The 25,665-nt window shown below is 39.9% G+C and carries 27 protein-coding genes, 1 other RNA gene and 1 pseudogene; 3 read left to right on the forward strand and 26 right to left on the reverse strand.

Going from position 1 to position 25,665, the window contains the following annotated elements; genetic code table 11:
• Position 1: 1 nt before the first annotated feature.
• From ACJQWY_RS02505 to ACJQWY_RS02520, 4 genes are all read right to left on the reverse strand, one after another.
• Entirely contained in the window at positions 2 to 1,021 is a 1,020-nt protein-coding gene (locus tag ACJQWY_RS02505; protein ID WP_407076186.1) for an NAD(P)H-dependent glycerol-3-phosphate dehydrogenase, read from the reverse strand.
• Positions 1,022 to 1,123: 102 nt separating this feature from the next.
• Complete coding sequence (gene hprK, locus ACJQWY_RS02510; protein ID WP_407076187.1) at positions 1,124 to 2,062, reverse strand: HPr(Ser) kinase/phosphatase; 939 nt, start codon at positions 2,060 to 2,062, stop codon at positions 1,124 to 1,126.
• 14 nt (positions 2,063 to 2,076) lie between these two features.
• Positions 2,077 to 2,436: a phage holin family protein gene (locus tag ACJQWY_RS02515; RefSeq protein ID WP_407076188.1), complete on the reverse strand. Its 360-nt coding sequence runs from the start codon at positions 2,434 to 2,436 to the stop codon at positions 2,077 to 2,079.
• 327 nt (positions 2,437 to 2,763) lie between these two features.
• On the reverse strand, positions 2,764 to 4,194 hold the full coding sequence (locus ACJQWY_RS02520; RefSeq protein WP_407076189.1) for an MFS transporter: 1,431 nt from the start codon (positions 4,192 to 4,194) through the stop codon (positions 2,764 to 2,766).
• Between the two features lie 180 nt (positions 4,195 to 4,374).
• Here ACJQWY_RS02520 and ACJQWY_RS02525 point away from each other — a divergent pair, with 180 nt between their 5' ends.
• On the forward strand, positions 4,375 to 4,824 hold the full coding sequence (locus ACJQWY_RS02525) for a universal stress protein (protein WP_407076190.1): 450 nt from the start codon (positions 4,375 to 4,377) through the stop codon (positions 4,822 to 4,824).
• A gap of 81 nt (positions 4,825 to 4,905) precedes the next feature.
• Here the strand turns inward: ACJQWY_RS02525 and ACJQWY_RS02530 are convergent, their stop codons facing one another.
• The 8 genes from ACJQWY_RS02530 to rpsL all read right to left on the reverse strand — a co-directional run bounded on the left by ACJQWY_RS02530 (position 4,906) and on the right by rpsL (position 13,525).
• Positions 4,906 to 5,763 (reverse strand): peptidylprolyl isomerase, encoded by an 858-nt coding sequence (locus tag ACJQWY_RS02530; RefSeq protein ID WP_407076191.1) that lies wholly within the window; start codon positions 5,761 to 5,763, stop codon positions 4,906 to 4,908.
• A 150-nt stretch (positions 5,764 to 5,913) separates the two neighbouring features.
• Complete coding sequence (locus tag ACJQWY_RS02535; protein WP_407076192.1) at positions 5,914 to 7,017, reverse strand: ABC transporter substrate-binding protein; 1,104 nt, start codon at positions 7,015 to 7,017, stop codon at positions 5,914 to 5,916.
• A complete protein-coding gene (locus tag ACJQWY_RS02540; RefSeq protein WP_407076193.1) occupies positions 7,014 to 7,850 on the reverse strand; it encodes an ABC transporter permease in 837 nt (278 codons plus the stop codon). Before ACJQWY_RS02540 ends, ACJQWY_RS02535 begins: the two co-directional genes overlap by 4 nt.
• Complete coding sequence (locus ACJQWY_RS02545; RefSeq protein ID WP_407076194.1) at positions 7,850 to 8,659, reverse strand: ABC transporter permease; 810 nt, start codon at positions 8,657 to 8,659, stop codon at positions 7,850 to 7,852. The genes ACJQWY_RS02540 and ACJQWY_RS02545 overlap by 1 nt, the downstream gene beginning before the upstream one ends.
• On the reverse strand, positions 8,649 to 9,737 hold the full coding sequence (locus tag ACJQWY_RS02550) for an ABC transporter ATP-binding protein (RefSeq protein ID WP_407076195.1): 1,089 nt from the start codon (positions 9,735 to 9,737) through the stop codon (positions 8,649 to 8,651). Before ACJQWY_RS02550 ends, ACJQWY_RS02545 begins: the two co-directional genes overlap by 11 nt.
• 478 nt (positions 9,738 to 10,215) lie before the next feature.
• Positions 10,216 to 12,342 (reverse strand): elongation factor G, encoded by a 2,127-nt coding sequence (fusA, locus tag ACJQWY_RS02555; RefSeq protein ID WP_407076196.1) that lies wholly within the window; start codon positions 12,340 to 12,342, stop codon positions 10,216 to 10,218.
• A gap of 276 nt (positions 12,343 to 12,618) precedes the next feature.
• Positions 12,619 to 13,089 carry a 30S ribosomal protein S7 gene (gene rpsG, locus ACJQWY_RS02560; protein WP_057754584.1) on the reverse strand — a complete coding sequence of 157 codons (471 nt, stop codon included), beginning with the start codon at positions 13,087 to 13,089 and terminating at the stop codon, positions 12,619 to 12,621.
• 19 nt (positions 13,090 to 13,108) lie between these two features.
• On the reverse strand, positions 13,109 to 13,525 hold the full coding sequence (gene rpsL / locus ACJQWY_RS02565) for a 30S ribosomal protein S12 (RefSeq protein WP_057754581.1): 417 nt from the start codon (positions 13,523 to 13,525) through the stop codon (positions 13,109 to 13,111).
• 310 nt (positions 13,526 to 13,835) lie between these two features.
• Between rpsL and ACJQWY_RS02570 the strand changes: the two genes are divergently transcribed.
• Complete coding sequence (locus ACJQWY_RS02570) at positions 13,836 to 14,207, forward strand: prepilin peptidase (protein ID WP_407076197.1); 372 nt, start codon at positions 13,836 to 13,838, stop codon at positions 14,205 to 14,207.
• Positions 14,208 to 14,267: 60 nt separating this feature from the next.
• Here the strand turns inward: ACJQWY_RS02570 and ACJQWY_RS02575 are convergent, their stop codons facing one another.
• From ACJQWY_RS02575 to ACJQWY_RS02640, 14 genes and pseudogenes are all read right to left on the reverse strand, one after another.
• Entirely contained in the window at positions 14,268 to 14,420 is a 153-nt protein-coding gene (locus ACJQWY_RS02575) for a HeH/LEM domain-containing protein (RefSeq protein WP_407076274.1), read from the reverse strand.
• A pseudogene (gene rplT, locus ACJQWY_RS02580) lies at positions 14,415 to 14,828 on the reverse strand (50S ribosomal protein L20); the annotation flags it as partial. The pseudogene rplT and the gene ACJQWY_RS02575, both read right to left, overlap by 6 nt.
• A 60-nt stretch (positions 14,829 to 14,888) precedes the next feature.
• Positions 14,889 to 15,086, reverse strand: a complete 198-nt coding sequence (gene rpmI / locus ACJQWY_RS02585; protein WP_407076198.1) for a 50S ribosomal protein L35 — start codon at positions 15,084 to 15,086, stop codon at positions 14,889 to 14,891.
• Positions 15,087 to 15,116: 30 nt separating this feature from the next.
• A complete protein-coding gene (infC, locus tag ACJQWY_RS02590; RefSeq protein WP_407076199.1) occupies positions 15,117 to 15,614 on the reverse strand; it encodes a translation initiation factor IF-3 in 498 nt (165 codons plus the stop codon).
• A gap of 223 nt (positions 15,615 to 15,837) precedes the next feature.
• A complete protein-coding gene (gene nusB, locus ACJQWY_RS02595) occupies positions 15,838 to 16,254 on the reverse strand; it encodes a transcription antitermination factor NusB (RefSeq protein ID WP_407076200.1) in 417 nt (138 codons plus the stop codon).
• Positions 16,254 to 16,694: an Asp23/Gls24 family envelope stress response protein gene (locus ACJQWY_RS02600; RefSeq protein WP_407076201.1), complete on the reverse strand. Its 441-nt coding sequence runs from the start codon at positions 16,692 to 16,694 to the stop codon at positions 16,254 to 16,256. Before ACJQWY_RS02600 ends, nusB begins: the two co-directional genes overlap by 1 nt.
• A 172-nt stretch (positions 16,695 to 16,866) precedes the next feature.
• Positions 16,867 to 17,430, reverse strand: a complete 564-nt coding sequence (gene efp / locus ACJQWY_RS02605) for an elongation factor P (RefSeq protein ID WP_407076202.1) — start codon at positions 17,428 to 17,430, stop codon at positions 16,867 to 16,869.
• 125 nt (positions 17,431 to 17,555) lie between these two features.
• The gene (locus ACJQWY_RS02610; protein ID WP_407076275.1) at positions 17,556 to 18,377 is read right to left on the reverse strand and encodes a DUF368 domain-containing protein; all 822 of its coding nucleotides are present in this window, start codon (positions 18,375 to 18,377) and stop codon (positions 17,556 to 17,558) included.
• Positions 18,378 to 18,532: 155 nt separating this feature from the next.
• The gene (locus ACJQWY_RS02615; RefSeq protein ID WP_407076203.1) at positions 18,533 to 19,876 is read right to left on the reverse strand and encodes a glucose-6-phosphate isomerase; all 1,344 of its coding nucleotides are present in this window, start codon (positions 19,874 to 19,876) and stop codon (positions 18,533 to 18,535) included.
• A gap of 24 nt (positions 19,877 to 19,900) precedes the next feature.
• Positions 19,901 to 20,932 carry an aldose epimerase family protein gene (locus ACJQWY_RS02620; RefSeq protein ID WP_407076204.1) on the reverse strand — a complete coding sequence of 344 codons (1,032 nt, stop codon included), beginning with the start codon at positions 20,930 to 20,932 and terminating at the stop codon, positions 19,901 to 19,903.
• Positions 20,933 to 21,042: 110 nt separating this feature from the next.
• Complete coding sequence (locus ACJQWY_RS02625) at positions 21,043 to 21,729, reverse strand: winged helix-turn-helix transcriptional regulator (protein ID WP_407076205.1); 687 nt, start codon at positions 21,727 to 21,729, stop codon at positions 21,043 to 21,045.
• Positions 21,730 to 21,876: 147 nt separating this feature from the next.
• Positions 21,877 to 23,112 carry a cytosine deaminase gene (codA, locus tag ACJQWY_RS02630; RefSeq protein ID WP_407076206.1) on the reverse strand — a complete coding sequence of 412 codons (1,236 nt, stop codon included), beginning with the start codon at positions 23,110 to 23,112 and terminating at the stop codon, positions 21,877 to 21,879.
• Between the two features lie 110 nt (positions 23,113 to 23,222).
• Complete coding sequence (locus ACJQWY_RS02635; RefSeq protein WP_407076207.1) at positions 23,223 to 24,245, reverse strand: AI-2E family transporter; 1,023 nt, start codon at positions 24,243 to 24,245, stop codon at positions 23,223 to 23,225.
• Between the two features lie 112 nt (positions 24,246 to 24,357).
• Positions 24,358 to 24,888 (reverse strand): GNAT family N-acetyltransferase, encoded by a 531-nt coding sequence (locus tag ACJQWY_RS02640; protein ID WP_407076208.1) that lies wholly within the window; start codon positions 24,886 to 24,888, stop codon positions 24,358 to 24,360.
• Between the two features lie 237 nt (positions 24,889 to 25,125).
• On the opposite strand from ACJQWY_RS02640, the gene ssrA reads away from it, so the two are divergent.
• Positions 25,126 to 25,487: a transfer-messenger RNA gene (gene ssrA / locus ACJQWY_RS02645) on the forward strand.
• The last annotated feature ends 178 nt before the right edge of the window (positions 25,488 to 25,665 follow it).

Below are 25,665 nucleotides of genomic sequence, written 5' to 3' on the forward strand. Positions count from 1 at the left end.
TTTACTTCCCTTCTTGTTGTAATGGACGTTCCATTAAGTTATTAATTGCTATTTTAGGATCTTTTTGTGCATACAGCACCTGATAGACAGCTTCTGAAATTGGCATTTCAACCCCTTTTTGTTGCGCAAGATCGTGCACCACCTTGGTTGTTGAAATTCCTTCAATCACCATACCCATATTGTCAACTACTTCATCCATCGTCTTTCCTTGACCAAATTGCATACCGGCCTTGAAATTTCGTGAATGTTCAGAAGTTGCTGTTGCAAACAAATCACCAACTCCCGCTAAGCCCATAAAGGTCATAGCGTTGGCACCATACGATCGACCCAACTGGGTCATTTCGTTTAAACCACGCGTAAACAGTGCTGCTTTAGCATTGGCATCATAGCCTAAGCTTTGCAACGTCCCTGCCGCAATTGCAATGACATTTTTCAAAGCACCCCCGAGTTCGGCTCCAACGACATCATCATTGGTATAAACACGGAAAGTGGCATTACTCATCGCCGCTTGCACTCGTTCGGCAATCGACAATTGCTTACTAACCGCTACGACCGTCGTTGGATCATGCTTAATAACACCTTCAGCATGTGAAGGACCTGCCAAGACCGCTAAGCCTGTTAGATTTTGTGGCAGAATTTCTTCTTCAATCATCTGTGAAGCAAATTTATAAGTTTTTGGCTCCAAACCTTTGGTAGCTGCTACAATAATCACGGATTGTTGCAACTCTACCAGTGCTTGGTTCAGCTGCTTGGCCACTTCGCGCGTTGCCTTTGTAGGAACAACACTCAAAACAATTTTTGCACCATCAACGGCTGTCTTTAAATCCGTAGTCGCTTGAATATTGGCTTGTAGCACGCGGTCACCTAAGTATTGTTTATTCGTATGCCGAGAATTAATCTCTTCTACCGTAACAGCACGGTGCGCCCAAAGCATTACTTGATTCCCATTTTCAGCAGCGACATTTGCTAAGGCAGTTCCCCAAGATCCAGCGCCGAGCACTGCAATTTTTATTTGTTTCAAAAGTTTCCTCCTCAGTAATCACACCAATTACTGTACTAGATTACCATACTTTTATGAATTTTCAAACGGCTAATAAAGCGTTTACATGTTTTTCATGCTAACCTACTTTTCTTTTGGTGAATTTTTTTCAATCAGCTTATTCAAATTTTGGTTAAACGTTTCTGTCGCATCAAAGCCCATTTTCTTAGCACGGAAATTCTTAGCGGCCGTCTCAATCAACACAGCTAAGTTCCGTCCAGTCTGAACTGGCAAAACCATGCGTGGCAGACGGACTCCTTGCACGGTAATATAGTCTTCACCATTGCCTAAGCGATCAAATTTAGTATCTTTGTCCCATTTAGCTAAATGCAAGTTAAACGCAATCGTGGAATGATCACGTACCGCTCCGGCTCCAAAAAGATTTAAGACATCAATAATTCCTACCCCCCGTAGTTCCATTAGATGTCTTAAAATCGCAGGAGCTTCACCGACTAAGTTTTCTTCATCACGTTGATAAATGTCGACCCGATCATCGGCAATTAAACGGTGCCCCCGCTGAACTAATTCTAAGGCCGTTTCAGATTTACCAACCCCTGAATCACCAGTAATCAAAACCCCAAGACCATAAATGTCCACTAACACCCCATGCATGGATTGCCGATCAGCCAATTGTCCAGATAAGTAATAAGTCATATTAGCTAAAATTTGAGACGAAGTTAATTCAGTCTCTAGAACGGGAATTTTAGTTTCAGCTGCAATTTGTAAAAATTCAACTGGTAATTTACGCCAAGTTGACACCACAAACGCCGGTGTTCGCGGATCCATCATTTTACGCGCAATCATCATCAGTTCATCATGCGTCATCCGCTGCGCAAAAGTGGTCTCTGTAATGCCCATTAATTGAATTCGCTCAGGAGCATAATAATCAAAATAACCCGTCATTTCCAAACCAGGCCGTGAAATATCAGCGGTCGTAATGGGACGGGTTAAATATTCTTGACCTTGCACCACACTTAACCGTGTATTGGCTAGTAAATCTTTAACTTGAATTGTTTTTCCCATAATCGGTGCTCCCTTTAGCGACTGAAATAATCCGATAAAATTGCATTTATAAATGACATAATTAACGAAATTAGAAACGCCCAGCCAAAACTCGTAAACTGAAAGCCGGGTCCCACGAACCAACTCGTCAGCCATAAGACAAAAGCATTAACAACAAATGAGAATAGTCCAAACGTAAAGAACGTCAATGGTAGACTCAAAATTTGCAAAATTGGCTTAACAAAAATATTTAAAATGCCCAAGACAATTGAGGCTAAGAAAGCCGTCCAAATATTTTGAACATAAAGGCCTTGTGAAAACAAACCTGCTAAAGCTAATAACATAATGGTATTAATGATTAACCGTTGCCAGAATGAAAAACGTGTTATTTTCATAATAAATTCCCTTCAAATCAATTTACATTGGCTTAAAAAACTATTTAAACCAAAGGATAACTTCATTATAACAAAAACCCTACAATCTGTAACAGAATGTAGGGTTTTATGTTTGGCAATGTTGATGTAAGACCTGCATCAACTCAGGAGTTAGCAAAGCTAACTGTCAACGTACACTATTTGTAAACAAATATTAGTCATGTGCAGCAAATTCAGTTCCACAACATCCTTTGCACCAACCACCATACGGGTGTTAACGTTGGCCGTTTAGTAAAAGATTAACGCATTAATCTTTCTCGACTCATCGCATACTTTAATTATAGCAAATTAAATTTTGTTTTTCAACCGCAAGATCAAGCGATAGCCCGTTAGTAACCATGCAATAATTACTAGCATCATTCCAAAGAACATAGAAAAATGTAACCCGTTCACAAAAACGTTGGGATGTGCCACTGGAAAAGTTGTAACTTGACGTCCTAATTGATGCGACATTGAAATATACAAAGTCGTAGTAACAATCGTGGTTCCTGTAATCATTCCCACATTTCGCGCTAAAGCATTCACGGCTCCAGCTACACCGAGCTTATCTTGCGGTGCATTTGACATCGTAATCGCATTATTAGGTGAATTAAAGAACGCCGTTGAGAATCCTGTCAGAGCGCTCAAGAAGACTACCCAATACATTGGATTATTTTGCCCCATCCAAAGCCATCCTGACATTCCTAAAGCAATCCCCGTTAACGCAAAGAAAGTAACATATTCCCGATCGAACTGATCAGCTACCATTCCCGCAATTGGGGCCCCTAGTAACATTGCCAAAGGAAAGGCCATCATAAACATTCCAGCTTTTCCTGGCTCGATGTGGCGCAAATTTTCCAGATAGAAAGGTAATAATACATTAATAAAGAAGCCTGACGCAAACACCAAAAATGATGTAATGATTGATAAGGTAAACATCTTCGTCTTAAAAATAGTCAAATCAATCAAAGGGTACTTAACTTTTTGTTCCCATTTAATAAAGAACCATAACAATCCCAAACTAACAACATATGATACGATCGAGATTGGCGCAGTAAAGCCTTGTTCTTGCGCCACATTAATGCCACCAAAGAAAATCGCCACTAAGGTAAAGAAGGCCAAAGTTCCCCACCAATCAATTTGAACTGGTTGCTTAGCGCGGTGAGACTTAGGAAAAATAAATGAGCCTAAAATAATGGTCACAATCCCTAAAGGCACATTAATCCAAAAAATAAATGGCCATGATAGGACTGATAAAATTAAGCCTCCCACAGCGGGGCCAGCAATCGAACCTAGCGAAACGAACATAGCAATCGTTGCCATTGCCCGTGCCCGCATATACGCAGGTGCAACCGTCGTGGAAATTCCAAATGAATTACTCATCGTCATGGCTGCCCCAATTGCTTGTACTACCCGAGCAAATAATAAAAAGCCCAAGCCTAAATTAATTCCAGCCAAAAATGAACCTAATGTAAAGATATACGTCCCCCACTTAAAGACTTGAATCTTTCCAAGTTGATCCCCTAAGTTTCCAAATAATGTCAATAAACCTGAAATTACAATTAAATAAATCGAAACTGACCAAGTTGCTTGGTTCATCGGAATCGCTAAATCTTTAGCAATCACCGGTAACGCGATGTTGATAATAGATGAATCCAAAGTCGACATAAAGGTGAACATCCCTAAAGCGACTAAAATCCATCTAACCCGTGTTGGTGACAGTGATGTTTCTTCTGCCATTTTTAAACCTCTTTTCTATTTTTCACAATATTAATTCTCATCGCTTTAGAATACCACCATTTTAACGCCTTGTCCTGCCCTTTTTATGACATAAATTTAACCTTTTCATGTGTAACCCCTTACATAAAATCAAATTTACGGTATAATTAAATTAAGTTATAAATGAAAGAGGAACAGATTATGAAAAATGGAACTTATGAACGCGTCTTAGCTCCGATTGACGGCTCAGATATCTCTGAACAAGTTGCTAATAAGGCTGCTTCCATCGCACACCGCGATTCAGCACATCTGGATTTACTCTACGTAATTGATACTAATTCTATGTCCGGTATTGCTTCAATGTCCGTGACGGGAGATGTTGTCTACCACTTGGTTCAAGATTCACAAACTAAGCTTGAAGGTTATCGTGATCAAGTCCTCGAACTATTCCCTGATTTAGATATTGATATTCACATGCGTTTTGGTTCACCAAAGAAAGTAATTGCAACTGAGTTCCCTCAAGATCACGACAACGACTTAACGGTGATTGGAAAATCAGGACTAAGCCGGCTTGAACGGCTAATCGTAGGCTCAGTTGCTTCCTTTGTGGTTCAAAATTCAAAAACAGATGTTATGATTGTACAAAATTAAAGCCTATTCAACAAAACTTTATCAATAAATAAAAGAAGATCTTCTTACAAGAAGACCTTCTTTTATTTTCTGTAATGCAGCTTACTGAACATTGGCTGCCGTTTGAACAACTTGAATCCCCTTAATCTTCACTGGATCTTTAGGCTTTGAATTTTCACCACTTTGATTTGTGGTTGCATCAGCATTCGCAATCTGATCGACAACCTCCATCCCGGCTGTAACCTGCCCGAAAACAGTGTAGTTCCCATCTAAATTCGGATTTCCACCTTTTTTATATGCTTCAACAATCTGGTCAGGATAACTATCGGTATCTAATTCAGATGTCATATCTTGTCCATTTTGATTAATGAAAAATTGAGACCCATTCGTATCAGGCCCAGCGTTGGCCATCGACAAAGCCCCCCGCAAATTATACAAACTATATGAAATTTCATTTTTAAAACCGTTCCCAGAATCGATTTTGTGATTTTGATGCGTACCAGACGCCCAAATAGACTTACCGCCTGCTCCTAAATCATCAGCATTGGGGTCCTCGGCTGATTTTGGATCGCCCCCTTGAATCATGAAATCCTTTAAGACCCGGTGGAAGCTTGTATTATTATAATATCCTTCTTGCGCATGCGTGATAAAATTTTCAACCGCTAATGGCGCATACTTTGGGAATAATTTAATATCTATATCACCCACCGTCGTTTGTAATTTTACGACCGCTTCATCCGCCGTCACTGCTTCTGACAACTGAGGTAATGGTTCTTGGTTCAGCTTATCCTTACTTTCCGTTTGCCGCTTTGAGCTTTGCTCACTTGATTGCCGTTCAGTACTAGCTTGATTGGTGTTATCTGCTTGCTTATTTTGCATCAAACTCCACCCCACTAATCCTACGATAACTATTGCCCCGATGCTTCCTACTATGATACTCCAGCGTTTTGACTTGTTCATTTGCTTCTTGCTCCTTATCTATTTAAATGTCTTTTACCAAGACAAGTTTTATCCCGCTAACATGCCTAAAATAACGGTCAATGCAAATAAAAGTAAAAATGTCATTTCCGCTATTACAATCCGCTTTCTTTTTTTCATTACTTCGTCCCCCTACCGATGATTATTCATCTTAAACTCTAAATATAAATCATTATACGTGGTCGTCCAATCTAAGCCCAAATCTTGATAAACCGTCAATTTTTTCAATGTCTGTTGATTCGGATAAAAATCAGGATTATTTTTAACCACTGCGGGCAAAAGTTGCTTAGCTCCTACATTTGGAGTTGAGTAACCCGTGTACTCGGCATTTTTAGCCGCATGCTCCGGATCAGCCATAAAATTCATAAAAGCATAGGCTGCTTTTTTATTACGAACGGTCTTTGGAATCACCATATTATCAAACCATATATTACCGCGTCCTTGGGGTAAGACATAATGCAGGTGCGAATTTTGTGCTAACATTTGTTGCGCATCCCCTGAGAAATCTACCGCGATTTTAGCTTCATTTTGCACCATATACATTTTAATTTCATCACCGACAATTGCTTTTACATTCGGCATGAGCGCATCTAGGCGTCCCTTAGCTGCTAATAATTCACTCATATTAGCACTATTAATATCATCATCATTGGACGCCAGGCCAACACCCATCACATCCCGGGCTGAATCATAAAGCATCACTGATTGATGCCACTTAGGATTCCATAAATCATTCCACGTTTTTAATTCACCAACTGAAACATCCTGATCGTTATAAACAATCCCAAGCGTCCCCCAAAAATAAGGTAAAGAATACCGGTTCCCAGGATCAAATGGTTGATTCATTAATTCAGGATTATACTCCTGCAACTCAGTAAGTTCATGATAATCTAAAGGCTCCAATAAATTAGCAGCCCGCATTTTTTGAATCATATAATCAGAAGGAATCGCTAAATCATATCGCGTTCCGCCTTGTTTAATTTTAGTAAACATCGCTTCATTCGAATCAAATGTCTCATAATCAACATGATAACCGGTTTTCTGCTCAAACTCATGAATTAGAGCAGGATCGATATAATCACCCCAATTAAAAATGGTCAAAGTTTGGTCTTGATTTTTACTCTGACGGGCCGCAGCTTGCTGTTGACTAGACTGCCAATCTAAGCCTACTTTCACCCCAAATAGCAAGCCAACCACTGCTAAAATAATCCCCATGAACCAAAAGATTCTCTTCACTGCACTCCTCCCCCCAACTGTTGATTAACAGTTACGCGTTTATTCTTGCCAGACCCCTTTTGTTTATGATTGGCGATGAAATAATAAATAATCACCAGCATCAACGATACCAAAAACATTAACGCTGATAAGGCATTAATTGACAAATCTATTCCTTGCCGCGCCCGGGCATAAATTTCAACAGACAGCGTGGTAAAACCATTCCCCGTCACGAAAAATGTTACCGCAAAATCATCCAATGAATACGTAATCGCCATGAAAAATCCCGCCATAATACCCGTCCAAATGTATGGTAAAATCACGTAACTTAGCACCTGATACGGACGTGCACCTAAATCTTGCGCAGCCCGAATTAAAGCGGAATCCATCTCATTTAATTTTGGTAATACCAAGAGTACAACAATTGGAATGGAAAAAGCAATATGAGCTATCAAAACTGACCCAAAGCCCAGCGCTAACCCAGCCATTGTAAAGAGGATTAGAAAAGAGGCACCTATAATAACATCCGGTGAAACCATCAAAATATTATTTAAGCCTAAAAAAGTATTCTGTAAATGCCGGCGCTTTAACAAATAAATACCCAAGGCGCCAAACGTTCCCACAAGGGTCGCCACTAACGATGATAGAAGCGCAATAATAAATGTATTTAACAAAATGCCCATTAAACGCGTATCGGCAAACATCGTCACAAAATGCCGCAACGATAAACCGGTAAAACTAGTCATGTAGTCACCTCGATTAAAGGCAAATAAAATTAGGTAAAAAATTGGCAAATACATCAAAAGAAAGATTACGATTAAATAAACTTTCATCAAAAGACTTTGTTTTCTCATTACCGCTTCTCCCGTTTCTTACGATCACGCGTGACATACATAGTAATCCCCATCGCCACTACTAAAATAATCCCAATTGTGGAACCCATCCCCCAATTTTGCGTGATGAGAAAATGTTCTTCAATTGCTGTTCCTAAGGTAATGACCCGATTTCCACCAATCAAGCGTGTCAACATAAAGAGCGAAAGCGTCGGAATAAAGACCGCCTGTATGCCAGCACGGACCCCATCTAAGGTAAGCGGAAAAATAACCCGTCTTAAAGTTTGCCACGGCGTTGCTCCCAAGTCACGCGCTGCATTGGGCAGACTTGGGTTTAATTCCACGAGACTATTAAAAATCGGTAAAATCATAAAGGGTAATTCAATATAAGAAGCCACCAAAATAAAACTAGCATCCGTAAACAATAATTGTTGCGGTGCAACTCCAATAAAGCCTAAAAACTGATTCACAGTTCCAGTCTGCGAAAGAAGTCCAATAAACGCATATGCTTTTAGTAATAAATTCACCCAAGTCGGTAGAATCACTAACAATAACCAAAATTGGTTATTCTTAATCCGACTAAGTCCATACGCCATCGGATAACTAATACCTAGTGTAATCACTGTGACCATCAAGGCATAAAAAATCGAATTAAAGGTCATCTTTAAATATGTGCCTGATCGAAAAAAATTCGTATAATTAGCCAACGTCCAGTGCTGATGAATATCCTGAAGGGATTGAATCAACATCAGCAATAACGGCAAGATTACAAATAAAACAATCCAAAGGACATACGGAACCATGTAAGGAATCGATTGTCTACTCTTCATCGTAGGCCTCCAAACGTGCATCAAAATCCTCTTCGGTTTCATTTAAGCGCATAATATGAATATCTTCCGGATCAAAAGTTAACCCCACCCGACTGCCTTCTTCAACCCCATTTGTAGATTGAATTTGCCACTCATGATGATCGATGTCTGAAGCCGTAATTTCAAAATAATCTCCCCGAAAAGAAACCGTGTCAATACGAACCGTAACAGCGCCCGTTTCAACGGACACAATATCAACATCCTCTGGCCGAATCACCACTTCAACCGGTTCATTTGGTCGCATCCCCCCGTCTACGTTTTTGAAATCTTGTCCATTAAAATGCACTAAGTTATCCGAAACCATTGTGCCAGGGATGATATTAGCCTCACCAATAAAATCCGCCACAAAATGATTAATTGGCTCATCATAAATATCAATGGGATCCCCATTTTGAACGACTTCACCATCATTAATGACAAAAATCCAATCCGACATAGCTAATGCTTCCTCTTGATCATGCGTCACAAAGATAAAGGTGATCCCCAAACGTTGCTGAATCGCCCGTAACTCATATTGCATTTCCTTGCGTAATTTATAATCTAACGCTGATAGCGGTTCATCCAGTAACAAAACCTTGGGATCATTCGCTAATGCCCGCGCAATGGCAACCCGTTGCTGTTGACCACCTGACAATTCATCAATTTCACGCTCTTCAAAACCTTTTAATTTAACGAGCTCCAACATTTCTGTTACTTTGGTTTGAATTTGCGCCGGTGCTACTCCCCGCAAGGTCATCCCAAAAGCCACATTTTCATAAACATTCATACTTGGGAACAAGGCATAATTTTGAAAAACGGTATTAACTTGACGCTTCTCTGCGGGTACATCGTTAATCCGTTTTCCATCAAATAAAATATCACCACTACTGGCATCCAAAAAGCCAGAAATCAGTCTCAAAATGGTTGTCTTCCCCGACCCAGAAGGTCCTAACAAGGTATAAAATTTCCCAGCATCAATTTCTAAATCGACCCCGTTTAAAACCACGTGGTCATCATAGTTTTTTACAACATTTTTAAATTCGATTATTGGTTGCGTCACATCAAGTTCCACCTTTCATTACTCATTAGCATTATACTATGTTTAAACCCACCCCCGCCAGAATAAAAGTAAGTTCGTATACATTCTTCCTGATAAAATAACGAATCGACCCTAATGCTCCCCCCTAAGCGCAAAAAGATTATCAGTAAATTACTGATAATCTGTGAACCTACAAAGTCTACTAGCAATCCTTTAAATTAACGCATCTGTCATTAATTATGCCCATCGATAACACTAGACGCCGACGCCCGTTTGGTTTAGTTGGCTGCCCTCGTATAATCAATACCATTGGTATTGTAGCATACAAAAATTACCATTCATTCAACAAATGTTCAAAGCGCCTATTTGGCCAAAACTTATGGTGATAACGTCCCCGCAATTTATGTTAAACGCAATAAAGTCGATGCATAACATTTACACAATAAAAAAAGTCTATCTTAGATAATTTTCTAAGATAGACTTTGATTTAACTAATTAATTAGTCTTCATCACTGTTTCCACGACCATACTTCTTAACGATCTCTTCTTGAACGTTCTTAGGTACAGCTTCGTAGTGATCAAAGACCATCTGGAATGTTCCACGTCCTTGCGTTGATGAACGCAAAGTTGTAGCATATCCAAACATCTCTGACAATGGTACGTTACCATGAACTGTGACTGAGTTTCCACGTTGTTCTTGTCCTTCGATCACTCCACGACGAGCAGAAATGTGACCCATAACATCACCCAAGTTATCCTCAGGCACAACGATATCAACCTTCATGATTGGTTCCAAAATTACGGCACCAGCTGTCTTAGCTGCTTCACGCAAAGCCAATGATGCAGCAACCTTAAAGGCCGCTTCTGATGAGTCGACATCGTGGTATGATCCATCATACAACTTAGCCTTCAAATCAACCAATGGGAAGCCAGCTAATGGTCCGTTATTCAATGCTTCACGCAACCCAGCTTCAACTGAAGGGATGTATTCACGAGGAACAACTCCACCGACGATGGCATCATCAAATTCGAATCCAGCTCCTTCTTCATTTGGACTAAATTCAATCCAAACGTCTCCATACTGTCCTTTACCACCTGATTGACGCTTGAAGTATCCACGTGCTTGCACAGTCTTAGTAAAGGCTTCACGGTAAGCAACTTGTGGGGCTCCAACAGTGGCATCAACGTTAAATTCACGACGCAAACGGTCAACGTAAATATCCAAGTGCAATTCACCCATACCAGAAATCAAAGTGTCTCCAGTTTCAGGGTTCGTCTCAGCACGGAATGAAGGGTCTTCTTCAGTCAACTTTTGCAAACCTTCAGTCATCTTAGCTTGGTCAGCCTTAGTCTTAGGCTCGATTGCTAATTGAATAACAGGGTCTGGGAACTCCATTGATTCCAAAATCAATGGACGATCCATAGATGTCAAAGAATTTCCAGTTGTAGTATCCTTCAAACCGATTGCAGCAGCAATATCTCCTGAGAAGACTTCATCAATTTCAGTCCGATCAGTTGCGTGCATTTGTAGCAAACGTCCAACACGTTCACGCTTTCCCTTTGAAGTATTTTGCACGTATGAACCTGATTCCAAAGTTCCAGTGTAAACACGCAAGAAAGTCAAACGTCCGACATAAGGATCAGTCATGACCTTAAAGGCCAAAGCAGCGAATGGATCTTCGTCATTAGCGACCAAGTCAACTTCTTCATCTGTATCAGGATCAGTCGCAACATAAGGCTTAACATCCAATGGTGATGGCAAGTAGTCAACTACGGCATCCAATACCATTTGGACTCCCTTATCCTTATAAGCTGATCCAGCCAAAACTGGGTAGAATTGCAAAGACAAAACGGCCCGACGAATAGCTGCCTTCAATTCGTCTTGAGAAATCTCATCACCGTTTAAGTACTTTTCCATGATATCGTCATCGACATCCGCGATTGCTTCAACCAATTCATTGTACTTCTCTTCAGCTAATTCTTTGTAATCATCAGGAATCTCGCGAGGTTCCCACTTTTCTCCCAATTCGTCCACTGGATACATAGCTTCCATGGTAATCAAGTTAATGATTCCTTCGAAATCATCTTCAGTCCCGATTGGCCATTGGATAGCCTTAGCATTGGCATCCAAGCGTGTCTTCATTGAGTCAACTGACATTTGGAAGTCAGCTCCCAACTTGTCCATCTTATTGACGAACACGATACGTGGCACTTGGTAAGTTTCAGCTTGACGCCAAACAGTTTCAGTTTGAGGTTCTACTCCAGCCGCCCCGTCCAAAACGGCAACCGCTCCGTCCAAAACACGCAATGAACGCTCAACTTCGATAGTGAAGTCAACGTGACCAGGGGTGTCAATAATATTTACTCGGTAAGGAGTATCCGCAAATTGGTCATGGAAACCATGCCAAACGGCCGTTGTAGCGGCTGATTGAATCGTGATTCCACGTTCCTTTTCTTGATCCATAAAGTCCATTTGTGAAGCTCCATCGTGAGTTTCACCAATCTTGTGGATCTTTCCTGTGTAGTACAAAATACGCTCAGTAGTCGTTGTCTTACCGGCGTCAATGTGAGCCATAATCCCGATATTACGAGTCCGACTCAATGGGTATTCACGCTTGTTAGCCATTGTGAAAAATCTCCTGTTATTTAATTCAGCATTCTAGCTGCTTATGTTAAAGTATACCCTAAAAGCAGGAAAGAAACCACCCAAAAAGGCAATTACCAACCCGTTATGCACGTATTTTTTTAAAAATACAACTAGCCCAAAGACTAATTGGCATAAATTAGTGTTACTTCAGTTTTAACTCTTTTAGTTTAGCATAGTCCTTTTAAACACGCCAACTAAAGCCTACAAAAAAGACGTTGAATTGAATCCAACGCCCTCTTCATCGTTGCTAAAAGATTACCAACGATAGTGTGCAAAGGCACGGTTGGCTTCAGCCATCTTGTGTGTGTCTTCGCGCTTCTTAACAGATGCACCAGTATTCTTAGCAGCATCCATAATTTCCTTAGCTAAACGCTCATCCATTGTGTGCTCTCCACGCAAACGTGCGTATGAGACCAACCAACGAAGTCCAAGCGTTACACGACGCTCAGGACGAACTTCAACTGGAACTTGGTAGTTAGATCCACCGACACGACGTGCACGGACTTCCAAAACAGGCATGATGTTATTCATAGCCTCTTCGAAAACTGACAATGGTTCTTCACCGGTTTCTTCTTTAATACGATCAAAAGCATCGTACAAAATTGTTGAAGCAGTTCCCCGCTTACCGTCAAGCATCAAACGGTTAATCAACCGTGATACCAACTTTGAATTGTAAATTGGATCAGGCAGAACTTCAGCCTGCTTCGTATAACTTTTACGTGGCATATCTAATGTCCTCCCTTAATTATTTCTTCTTAGGGCGCTTTGCACCGTACTTAGAACGTGATTGCATCCGTCCGTCAACACCGGCAGTATCCAAAGCTCCACGAATGATATGGTAACGAACTCCAGGCAAGTCCTTAACACGACCACCACGGATCAAGACAACAGAGTGTTCTTGAAGGTTGTGACCGATTCCGGGAATATAAGCCGTAACTTCAATCAAGTTTGACAAACGTACACGAGCGTACTTCCGCAAAGCTGAGTTAGGCTTCTTAGGGGTCATTGTTCCCACACGAGTTGCAACTCCACGTTTTTGGGGAGCTGGAGCAAGAATGGTTTTCTTTGATTGTGAGTTATAACCGAAGTTCAAAGCTGGTGAGTTTGACTTCGTGCTCTTTGACTTACGAGGCTTACGAACCAATTGATTAATTGTAGGCATGTCTAAAGAGGCTCCTTTCGATTTATTATTTATTAGTCCACAATACCGGGCGTTTCCTTATATATAAGAAAAATTCGGATTGTTATTTACTGGTACTCCGCACAGTTAGTTCAGCACGTCGCGTAAACTAACGCGGACACCTTCCTGTTTGAAGCACAATTAATATAATAACTTTTATTCCAAATAATGTCAAATGTTTTTTAGAAAAAAGTGAATTATAGCGCGATTCCTTTCGCAAACAGTTCCGGGCGTTTCTTTTTTAATGTGGTTTTCTTCATACACGGGTCTTTATTCTGTAGGAGGCGTTAATATGATTCATTTGCTTATTATCACTTTAATTTACCTCAGTTGGCAGGACCTAAAACTGCAACTGATTCAAAGCCAACTGTTATTCCCATTCATTTGGATAGCTGCGCTCGAGTGGCATAATTTTTATTTATGGATAAAATTAGGTATTTATATTATTTTCCTTTACTACAACCATACTGAAAAAAAATTAGGGAACGGTGATATTGACCTTGTTTTTGTCGTTAGCCTCTGGCTGTCGGCCTGGCAATGGTTAATCTGGTTAACCCTGAGTTGCTTTTTGGCAATATTTCAGTACCAAATATTTTCAAAAGCAAAGATTCCTTTTGTACCTGCCCTAACCATAAGCCTTGCGCTCAGCGTTTTTTATTTTTAAGCAAATTAAAAACCGTCGACAGTTTGCACGTTCAACGGTTTCATTTATTAAGCTCTTAAATTAAACAAGCTCCAACAAATCAGCCTTCTTAGCTGATGAGTTGTAATCTACACCCTTAGCATCAAGGTATGCCTTGATTTCAGCAACGGTGTTCTTGTCTGAAGGCTTTGCTGAATTAGCATTATCTGCTTCCTTAGCGGCCTTAATGTTAATCTTAACTTCCTTCTCGTTAGTAGCAGGTGTAACGACGCGGAATTCTTGATTGTTGTCAGCCAAAGCCTTCTTAGCTGCATCTGCTAAAGCAGAGAAAGCAGCAGCATCAGAAATTGCCAAATCAGCTAGCATCTTACGGTTCAATTTTGATCCCATCAAGTTCAAACCATTCATAAAGCGTGAGTATGACAATCCGTTCATCCGAGCAGCGGCATTGATACGAGTAATCCACAACTTACGGAAGTTCCGCTTGTTTTGCTTACGATCACGGAAGGCATAAACCCAACCCTTCCAAACTTGTTGCTTAGCAACTTTATAATTGATATGACGTTGTCCACGGTAACCCTTGGCCAACTTAATCATCTTCTTACGACGCGCACGTGTAACTGTTCCACCTTTAACTCGCATGGTTTAATCCTCCAATATCTTTCTACAATTCGATGAACCCTAAATACAATCTAATTTAAATTAGATGCGGCTCAATAGGTTCTTATAAGTCTTCAAAGTAGTGTGGTCCATCATTGAAGTTCCACGCAATTGACGGCGTTGCTTCTTAGTCTTACCGTGGAAACGGTGTGAAGTATACGCATTCCCTGACTTCAAACCACCATTAGCAGTTTTCTTGAAACGCTTAGCTGAAGCGCGGTGAGTCTTAAATTTAGGCATTAGTCCATCCTCCAAAATTATAATCTGTAATTACTTAGCGTCCTTAGGGGCCAGCACCATAAACATGCTACGTCCCTCCATCTTTGCGCGTGATTCAACCTTTGCGATATCGGCTAATTCTTCGGCAAAACGATTCATAACTTCACGTCCAATTTCCTTGTGCGTAATTGCGCGCCCACGGAAACGAATTGAAACTTTAACTTTGTTCCCTTTACTCAAGAACTTCATTGCGTTATTTTTCTTGGTGTTAAAATCACCTGAATCAATAGTAGGACTTAAACGAATTTCCTTAACAGTGACCGTTTTTTGATTTTTACGTTGCTCACGGACTTTCTTTTGGCTGTCAAATTTGAACTTACCATAATCCATAATCTTCGCAACGGGTGGCTTGGCGTTAGCTTGAACTAGTACTAAGTCTAATTCAGCATCGTCAGCAATCTTTTGCGCATCGGCCTTGGGCATAACTCCTTGATCACCATCATCAGTAATCAAACGAACTTCCCGAGCCCGAATATGCTCATTAATCAAATCGTTCTTCTGTTGCGGTTGACGTACATTAGCTGCTATGGTACTTACCTCCTAATTTTTCTCCAGACAAAGTAAAAGCGAGCTATTGTAAATCATACAATAACCCGCCATCCATTTATCTCTTCAATGAAATCGATTAACCCGGCAAACTTAACTTTACCAAGGTGGACAGCGGGCGCCATCACTTTGTTCTCTAACAATACTCTATACTACTCTCTCGCTTTTAGAAAGTCAACACTTTCGATAAAACACCATTAATAAATTTACTTGATGCTTCATCTGTAAAATCACTCGCTAAATTCAAGGCTTCATTAACAGCAACTTTTGCTGGGGTATTGCCTCTTTGCGCTTCATAAATCGCAATTCGCATGATTTCTAAGTCTACTAAGTTCAAACGCTCTAACGTCCAACCTTCCACCAAATATCGTGAAATTTGTAAGTCAGCATCATCTTGATAAGCTTGAACATTGCGCACTAAGTCAATAACTTCTTCTGGCGCTTCAATTTCACGTTCCACTTCCGGATCGCCGGCTAAGACTTGTTCAATCATTGGTTCCACTTCAGCGTCTGGATTAACTGCTAATCCAAAAAGCGTTTGGAAAGTAACTTGCCGAATTGCATGGCGGGTTAACATCGTCATTACTTTCCCACCTCGTCGACATCATCTTCACCAAATAAATTATTTGGATCGATATCTAATTCTGTTTTTTCTGATAAGATGCCAATTACATGGACATCAACACTTTTAACGTTTAAGTCCATCATCGCATGAATTTGTGACTTAACCTGTTCTTGTATCGCATGAGCCACCTTAGGAACAATTACGCCATAATTAACGTCAACATAGACATCAATGCTAAGGTTTCCTTCAGCATCTTGCTTCGTTAGGATTCCCTTACTATGTTGGTCTTTATAACCTAGCACTTCTTTAGCGCGCTCGCCAAAAGTTCCACGTAAACGTGCAACCCCTTCAACTTCCTTAGTCGCTAAACCTGCAATAATATCAATTACGCGCAAGTTCACTCGAGTTGATCCAGCTGCGTCATCTTGAGTTAATAAAATTGTCTCTTCAATTGCCATTTATTTAATCCTCCTAGGTTCGAAAGCTTTCTTCTTCATACCTACTATTAAGAAATTTATACTTCCTAATACAGATATTCCATCGATTTCAAAGATGAAATAATATAATTGAAGCGCCTACCAGGACTGTCATTTGGTAGACGCTACACAAATGGACAAAACTCAGCAGCTTTTAAGCACGTGAAGAGTATGTTCCACCATTATCTGTATTTACGATCAACTTATCCCCAGAATTGATGAAATCAGGTACAGTAATTACTAAACCAGTTTCCATAGTAGCAGGCTTTCCACCACCGTTAGCTGTTGCTCCCTTAATTCCAGGTTGCGTTTCAGTAACTGTTAACTCCACCGTCTTAGGAACCTCAACTCCCAAAAGTTCACTATCATAATAGGTAACCTTCACATCGGTTCCTTCTAGTAAGAACTTCATCTCATCTTCAATCCGATCAACAGGAATTGCGATTTGATCATAAGTTTCCATGTTCATGAAGACCCGGTTATCTCCATCGGCATATGAGTATTGCATTGCCATCGTTTCAATGTTGGCCGTTTCGAATTTATCTCCTGGACGGAAAGTTACTTCGTTTACAGCACCCGTACGCAAATTCTTCAACTTTGAACGCACAAAGGCAGCCCCTTTACCAGGCTTAACGTGTTGGAATTCCAACACACGCCAAATTGAATTTGAGTATTCAATAGTCAAACCCGTTTTTAAATCATTCATTCCAATGGCCATGATTAAATCTCCTAAAATATTAACTTTTATCTACTACATAGTAACAGAAAACCGACAGAAATACCATTTTTTAGCCAAATTAATTCAAATCTGCGAAAAGATTTCCATCTTCTTGTAAAGGAAACTTATTTATACTGTTTCTCCAACTGGCTCATTTTCCATCCTAATCCAACCCCTAAAACAAAGAGCACTAAACACAACAACATTTCCAATACTGAAGTATGATTATAATTGGCTACTGGCGGAATCAAAATTAAAATAATTGAGGCCCCCACAATCCCAATGATAATATGATATACCACACTGTAAGCCTGTTCTAAAATTTTAACCATGACTTTAGACATCAATAATAAGGTCACAAGCCCCCCAACGGCAATCGGCAGTAGCACACTCCAATTGAAGCTTTTAAATCCTGTTAACATGGGACCAAATAGACCCAGATACAATAACAAATTTGATGGACTTAGCCCCGGCAAAATTACGCCTAAAGCTAAGAGGCTTCCGGCTAATAACCAACTCCATCCATTAATAGGCACTGGCCCCGTTAATGCTGCTAAATAGTAAAGACCTAAGCCGCCAATTAAAGCCGCCGTAAACATCCAGATGCAATCACTCATTTTACGACCTTGCTGTCCAGCCGTTTGATATAAGCTCGGCAATGTTCCAACCATTGCCCCTGCAAACGACCATAAGACTAAGAGCTGATAATGATTTAATAGGTATTCCAACGGGGCACTTAACAAGGCCAGACCCAATAGACCACCAATTCCAACTGGTAAAAAGTACAAAAAATCTTGACGCCAACGGGTCCGCACATTCGCTATAAAATTTAGCATCCGCTCATAAATTCCTAAAATGGCGGCTAGGACACCCCCGGAAACGCCTGGCAAGATAAATCCTAAGGCAATCACCATCCCCTTCAAAACGCGTACTAACCAGCTTTGCATTGTGTCTGCTTTCATCATCTCCCATCCTCATTTCAATCTTTTGCGCCAGTTTATCAAATTTTCCATAAACTTAACTTTAAAAATGCTCTAAAGGATCCAAATCATTTCAAAAATAAGGTATCAGCTATTGCTAATACCTTGATTATCATTAAATTTTACAAACGAGTGCGTAGCTCTTCCGTTAAGCTCTCATAACCAGGCTTCCCTAACAAACCAAACATGTTCTTTTTATATGCTTCAACTCCAGGTTGGTTAAATGGATTAATTCCATTCAAATAACCTGAAATTCCAACTGCAATTTCAAAGAAATAAATCATATAGCCAAGGTGATAAGCGTCTTGCTTTTCAATCTCAACAACCATGTTAGGAACCCCACCATCAACGTGTGCGAGTAAAGTTCCATCTGATGCCATACGATTAACATAACTCATCGTTTCACCTTGCAAATAACCTAATCCATCATCAGCATCCATTGTTGGGATCGTGACATCTGTAACAGGTTCAGTCACACGCACCAAAGTTTCAAATAAATTCCGACGCCCTTCTTGAATATATTGACCAAATGAATGCAAATCGGTTGAGAAATTTCCAGTAGCTGGGAAAATCCCCTTCTCATCTTTACCTTCAGATTCTCCCTGTAATTGCTTCCACCATTCTCCAAATTGAACCAAAGTTGGCTCATAATTAATCAACAATTCAGTAGTGTACCCCTTCCGATACAAGATATTACGGTAAGCTGCATATTGATATGCCTCATTCTTGCTTAAGTCCGCATCGGTGTAGTCAGCTTGAGCTTGCGCAGCTCCAGCCATTAATTGTTCAATATCACCACCAGCTACTGCAATTGGCAACAAACCAACGGCGGTCAAAACAGAGAAACGTCCACCAACACCATCAGGCACTACAAACTCTTCATAGCCCTCTTCATCAGCTAAAGTCTTCAACGCCCCGCGCTTGGCATCCGTTGTTGCATAAATACGCTCTTTAGCGGCTTCAACCCCATATTTTTTCTCCAACATTTGCTTAAAAATCCGAAAAGCAATTGCCGGTTCGGTTGTCGTTCCTGACTTTGAAATAACATTCACAGAAAAATCACGATCCCCAATTAACTTAATAATCGAGTTCAAGTACTGCCCTGAAATATTATTTCCAGCGAAAATAATTTGAGGCGCTGTCCGGTCAACATCTGAATAAGCTGAATTAAAGTAATCATTCAAAAAATCGACTGCAGCGCGGGCACCCAAGTATGAACCACCAATCCCAATAACAACTAAGACTTTTGAATCATTGGCAATTTTCTTAGCGGCGGCTTGAATCCGTGCAAATTCATCGCGATCGTACTCAGTTGGCAGATTAATCCAATCAGTATAATCAGAACCAGCCCCAGTTCCTTCACGCAACAATGAGTCTGCCATGTTAACCATGGGTTGCATCATTTCTAGCTCGCCCTCATTCACGAATGAAGATAATTTACTTGTATCAAAAGATAAAGCTGTCATGTTTAATACTCCTATTTCTTATAACTAGATATTTTTAAACGCATACGTGTTGACATATGTCTGTGTCTGATTGACTGGTAAAATAATATCACCTAGCTCAGGATGGTGAATTGAATCTGATAGCGTTTGTGCTTCTAAAGCAATTCCATTATACGGATGTTCAGCCAAAAAAGCCTCCTGATCTGCATAATTATCTACCTCTGGATTCGTAATAAAGCATACCATAGCATTCCGATCCGCGCTAATTTCAACCGAGCGCTGTGAAGCCGGATCAGTTAAAATCACATCTGGCTTTGAGTCACCATTTAAAGCAAACACATCATCGAATTTTTTGTCAAAAGCATTCGAAGGCAACTTTTCCAAAGCAGCGCTCATCAATTGAGGCTCCCGAAAATCATAAGCTGTCCCTGCTACTGGCAATAAATTACCCGTTGGAACTTTATCAGCACGCAATTCCATGTAACGGTCAGCTTTAATCTGTAACTGCATCTTACGTGCATCCGTGCCCACACCACCAAGATTGAAATAGACATGCGCAGTTGGATTATACAAAGTTGTCGCAGTCGATTCGGCTGTAAATTGGATTTTTACCTCATCATTTTCCGTCAAGGTATATGTGACAGTTGTCCGCATATCACCAGGGAAATGGTCTTCAGCTGAAGTCAATTTAGTTCCAAAAGTCACCCGATTCATAGCTTCATCAATTGCTTCAATCGTCCAATTGCGGTGTGAGAAACTTTGTTCACCACCATGCAACAAATTACCATCTTCATTAGCTGGAATAACCACTTCTTGACCATCTAATTCAAAACGGGCGCCATCAATGCGTCCAGCTGTCCGTCCCACAATATTACCAATATAATAATTATTATCAAGATACTCAGCTGCCGTTTGAAAACCTAATGTTAAATCAACTCCAGCTGCCGTTTGAAATGATTGCCAAGATGCACCCCAGGTCACTAGGCCCAGCTTATGCCCATGATTATTCTCAATAGTTACTTTTTGCACTTCCACATTATCTTGTACCGTCCCGAGACTAGCCACATTAATCGTCATTTACCTAACCATCCTTTATTTTTAGTCACAGTTATATTTTATCACGATTAAGCGCTTTCAAGTACAGTTATTATTATACCAATTTATAGACCAATTTTTCAACCCATGTTTTACGTTTCGTCATATTTATACCCAACTCCCCAGACTGTCGCGATACAAGGAAACGGAATTTTTTTCCGCAAAGTTTTAATATGCGTATCAATCGTCCGATCATCGGCAAAATATTTATACTGCCAAATTTCACGCATCAATTCTTCTCGCGTAAAAACCCGACCAGGCGCTTGCACTAAATACGAAATTAATTCAAATTCTTTGGGACGTAACTCAACCACTGTTTTTCTGTCCACAACAATATTAAATTCATCCGGATTTAAACAAATCCGCCCATTTTTTTGCGGTTGTAGGGGTTGCGGCGTTGGAACATCATCTGGTGTTTGGACCGTTGGAACGAGCATTTGCTCACATTTTTTAATCAAATCCTGCAAACTAATCTCTGGTGCCAAAATTAAATCAGGTGGAAACTTAGTCCAATGAATTAACACCGCCGGATCAATTTGACGAGCTAAAACAATAATTTTCAAGTGCCGATTACTGCGTTTTAGTTGCAGCATTTGAGCCAACGCATAATCAGTTGGCTGATCTAAGAGCAAAATTTCCCACTCGCTAGGCCATCGTTTTAAGAAGCGCTCTGCTAATTGATAATCTTGTAAAACATCAATAAACCCAGAATCACGTTGAAAAGTTAAATGTAATAATTTTTTCAACTTTTGATTGTCAGTCATCAACATCATCTTCATATATTTGTCCCCCATAATTCCCTTAGCAATAATATACTGTAAAATAAATGAGAATTAAAGGAGTGTTTTTAATTTATTTTTAATTAAAGTTTCAACAAATTTAAAAAAACGCTTGGAATCGTCCAAACGCTTTTGTTTATTTTATGCTTAAAAATTAAGTGAACGTTCTGCTGGCTTGGTTTCAACTAAAATCTTACCGGCGTGAATTGAATACAGAATCTCCGCATGGGTATTTAACGCATCATAAAAGTTCTTGGCATCCAAAATCAAAAATGAAGCAGGTTTACCAGCCTCAATTCCATAATGATTTTCAACTTGCATCACCCGTGCCCCATGTGTTGTCACAAATTGATAAGATTGCATAATTTCTGTATAACCCATCATCTGAGTTGCGTGCAACCCGAGGTGTAAAACTTCCAACATATCGCCGTTTCCCATTGGGTACCATGGATCTTTAACATCATCTTCACCAAAGGCCACATTGATGCCATTTTGATGTAATTCTTTCACCCGTGTTAGGCCCCGGCGCTTGGGATACGTATCAAAACGTCCACCAAGATACATGTTAATCAATGGGTTCGCAATGAAATTTAAATCAGCCATTTTCAATAATCGCATTAATTTATACGTATAGGCGTCGTTGTACGAGCCCATAGCTGTCGTATGTGAAGCCGTCACTTGCTCCTTCATCCCCGTCTCCAAGGCTAAAGTCGCTAAGGTTTCTAAACTTCGCGAGGCGGGATCATCAATTTCATCGGTATGCGCATCAATTAACAGATGATATTTTTGCGCCAAAGCAAAAACAAATTGTAACGATTCAATCCCATACTCACGTGTAAATTCGAAATGCGGAATTGCTCCCAGTGCATCAACTCCTAGCTGCGCCGCTTTTTCCATTAAATCTCGACCATGTGGAAATGATAAAATTCCTTCTTGTGGAAAAGCCACCAATTGTAATTCCATCCAAGGCTTAACCTCTTCACGCACTTCAATCAAGGCTTTTAGAGCTGTTAAATCTGGATCAGTCACATCGACATGTGACCGCACAAACTGCAACCCATGTGCCGCTTGGATGCGCAACGTTTCAATTGCCCGTCGTTTAACATCTTCATGCGTTAATTGCTTTTTACGTTCAGACCAAATCCGAATACCATCAAATAATGTTCCCGATTCATTCCATTCTGGTTCACCCGCGGTTTGCGTTGAATCCAAGTGAACATGCGGATCAACAAAAGGTGGAATCACCACCTTATTCGTTGCATCAATAACTTGTTCATGTGCTAAGGGCGTTAAATTGGGCCCGATTGTCTGGATTAGTCCATTTTCAATCCGAATGTCTGTTAACTTCGGATTATTTTCGATACTAACTTGTTTGATTAACATAAAAAGGCCTCCGCAATCATAAGTGTAAACGTTTTCCTTTAACATTTTACACTAATCACGAAGACTTGCCTATCACCTATTTAATTAATATTAATGTTAGCTTTCCAGGCTTAATCAATGGCATTATGCGTAAATTTGTGCACGTTTAAGACATCCAGGGCAAATGAAACAATTGGTACTCCCAAAATCAAGCCCCATGGTCCCAATAAACGCTCCATCACAATTAATGAAATAAAGGTGACAAAAATCGGTAGATCCGACCGTGATGCCATTAACTTCGGATGTAAAAAGTAAGCTTCAAAGGCATGGATGCACAAAATGAAAATTAACATTTCTAACGCTAACACCCAACCTCCAGTTGAAAAAGACACGATAGTTAACGGAATCAAAGAAATTAAAACCCCCGCGACTGGAATCAACCCCAACACCATAACCATACTTCCCAAAACCAATGGTGATGGCATTCCTAACAAAATAAAGCCAATTGTTGAGAACGTTGTGTTTATTAAATCAATTTCAACCTGTACACGAATAATTTGTCCTAAAATGTAAACAAATTTATTGGATAACGCAAAGACATTTTTAAAAAAGTTAGGGAAATCCGAGTGCTGAAATTGCTTTCCAAAACGTTTTAAGGGATGCAATGATACGGCATAAACTAGGCTTAGCAAAATTGCAATCGCAACTTCTGTCACCACTTTCCAGACACTTTGCACCGCTACTAAACTCATTTGCAAAAAGGTTGTCACACTATTAGCAATTTTTTCATCTAAATTTGTTTGAGCTAAATAGCCACTAAATTGTTTTGACAAATGTGGATAATCTTGCACAGTTTTAATAGAAGTCTGAATTAACGAATACCCCTCATGATAAAACATCGGTGCGACTAATGAAATCACCCACATAACTCCTACAATCATCAGAACGTAAAAGCTCACTACCCCGATTACGTATGGAATTTTCAAGCGTCGTTCTAGCCAACGCCCCCCTGAAATGCCCAATGAAGCAAAAATGATAATTAACAAAATAACTGGCATAAAAGTACGTGCCCAATAAATCAATGCCATCAAAAAAATTAAAGTTGCATACATCTGCGTTTGTTCACTAAAAAACCAACGCTTTAAATTTTCCATCGCTCTTTCCCCTTAGGTTTTCATGTTTTGTTTTACATTATACTGCGTTTTACTGGATCATTTATTTTTTTCACAATTAGTTCTTATAAAGATCTCCAAAAGAATACCTTTTTTAATCGTTAAGTTCCATTAAAGTGGCTTTAATTCCAAAATGATGCACAGCTTCTTGGTATTCAAGCGGTGTAATTTGTGCAGTCGAACGCATTAGATGGTATTTACCACCCATATTTTCTGATATCGTCCCCGAATCTAATAAGCCATTGCGTAAATAGAAACGGTAACGGGCTTGCCGAAGCTCCTCATTTTCAGCATTTTCTCCGATTAATTCACATTCCAAAATTATTCCACCGGGATAAATTTGCTTAAAAAGTGCTAAGGCTTGCGTCCCTATGCCTTGTCCCCGTAGCCGACTATCCATCGCAAAATACAACAAAAAGCCTTTTTCACCTGGTAGTGCATAATGAATAGCCAAACCACACATTTCACCCGCTTGTTCCAGCTGTGATAGATAAATATTTACATTTGCATCCGACAAATCTTGTAAATCAGTCAACGCAATCCGCTCCTCAGCCGGGAACGCTTCTAAATAAATCCGTTCAAAAGGCTGATTTCCTATAATCCGGTCAAGATTAACTAATTCCATAGAACCTCCTAAAATAATTAATCTGCATCAGCAGAGGTATTAATAAATGCTTCCACTCTTCCCGTGTTCTTCTTATATAATTCGTACTTCTTTAATGATTTCAGTTTAGGCTGAATAAAAAATATTATACCATTTATTTTCAAACAACGCGGGCGCCGCAACCTCCACTTCACTCTAATAAATTTCATAAATTCGTGGTTATTTTTACTGAAATCCGCTATACTAAGTAGTGTATACGGGGTCGTTCCGGAATCGACTGATACTGTTTGTATTATTACTGCGTTTAGGGGTTGTGGCCCTATAATCCACTCAGAAGAATTAACTGCAAAAAATTCAAATAATTTGGCTTTCGCTGCCTAAAAACCAGCGTGCCTAACCAAGCTGAAATCTAATCACGGTTTCAAATTGGTCATTATAAACGTGATTTACGCCTGCTTTTTTACATCTGGAAAAAGCTTGAATAAGATAATCAGATTAGTCAAAATGATGGCCTAGTTTGAAGGCCTGCATGCGACGAAATTTAAATGTTCAAACTATGAACGTAGATGTAATAATTACAAGGTGTTAGGACAGGGGTTCAACTCCCCTCGGCTCCATTCTTAAACGTTGAACGCGTTGGCACACAAGCGTTTACAAAGAATTCGATTATTTAGGTACAAAGACAGGTCCTCAACCTGATAATAGTTAAAAAGGCTTATTGATTTAATAATCAATAAGCCTTTTTATTTAACTACCTTGAAGGAGCAACGTATAACGATCAATCTCTTTGACAAATCA

Source organism: Weissella kandleri (genome assembly GCF_045504165.1).
Taxonomy (GTDB): domain Bacteria; phylum Bacillota; class Bacilli; order Lactobacillales; family Lactobacillaceae; genus Weissella; species Weissella kandleri_A.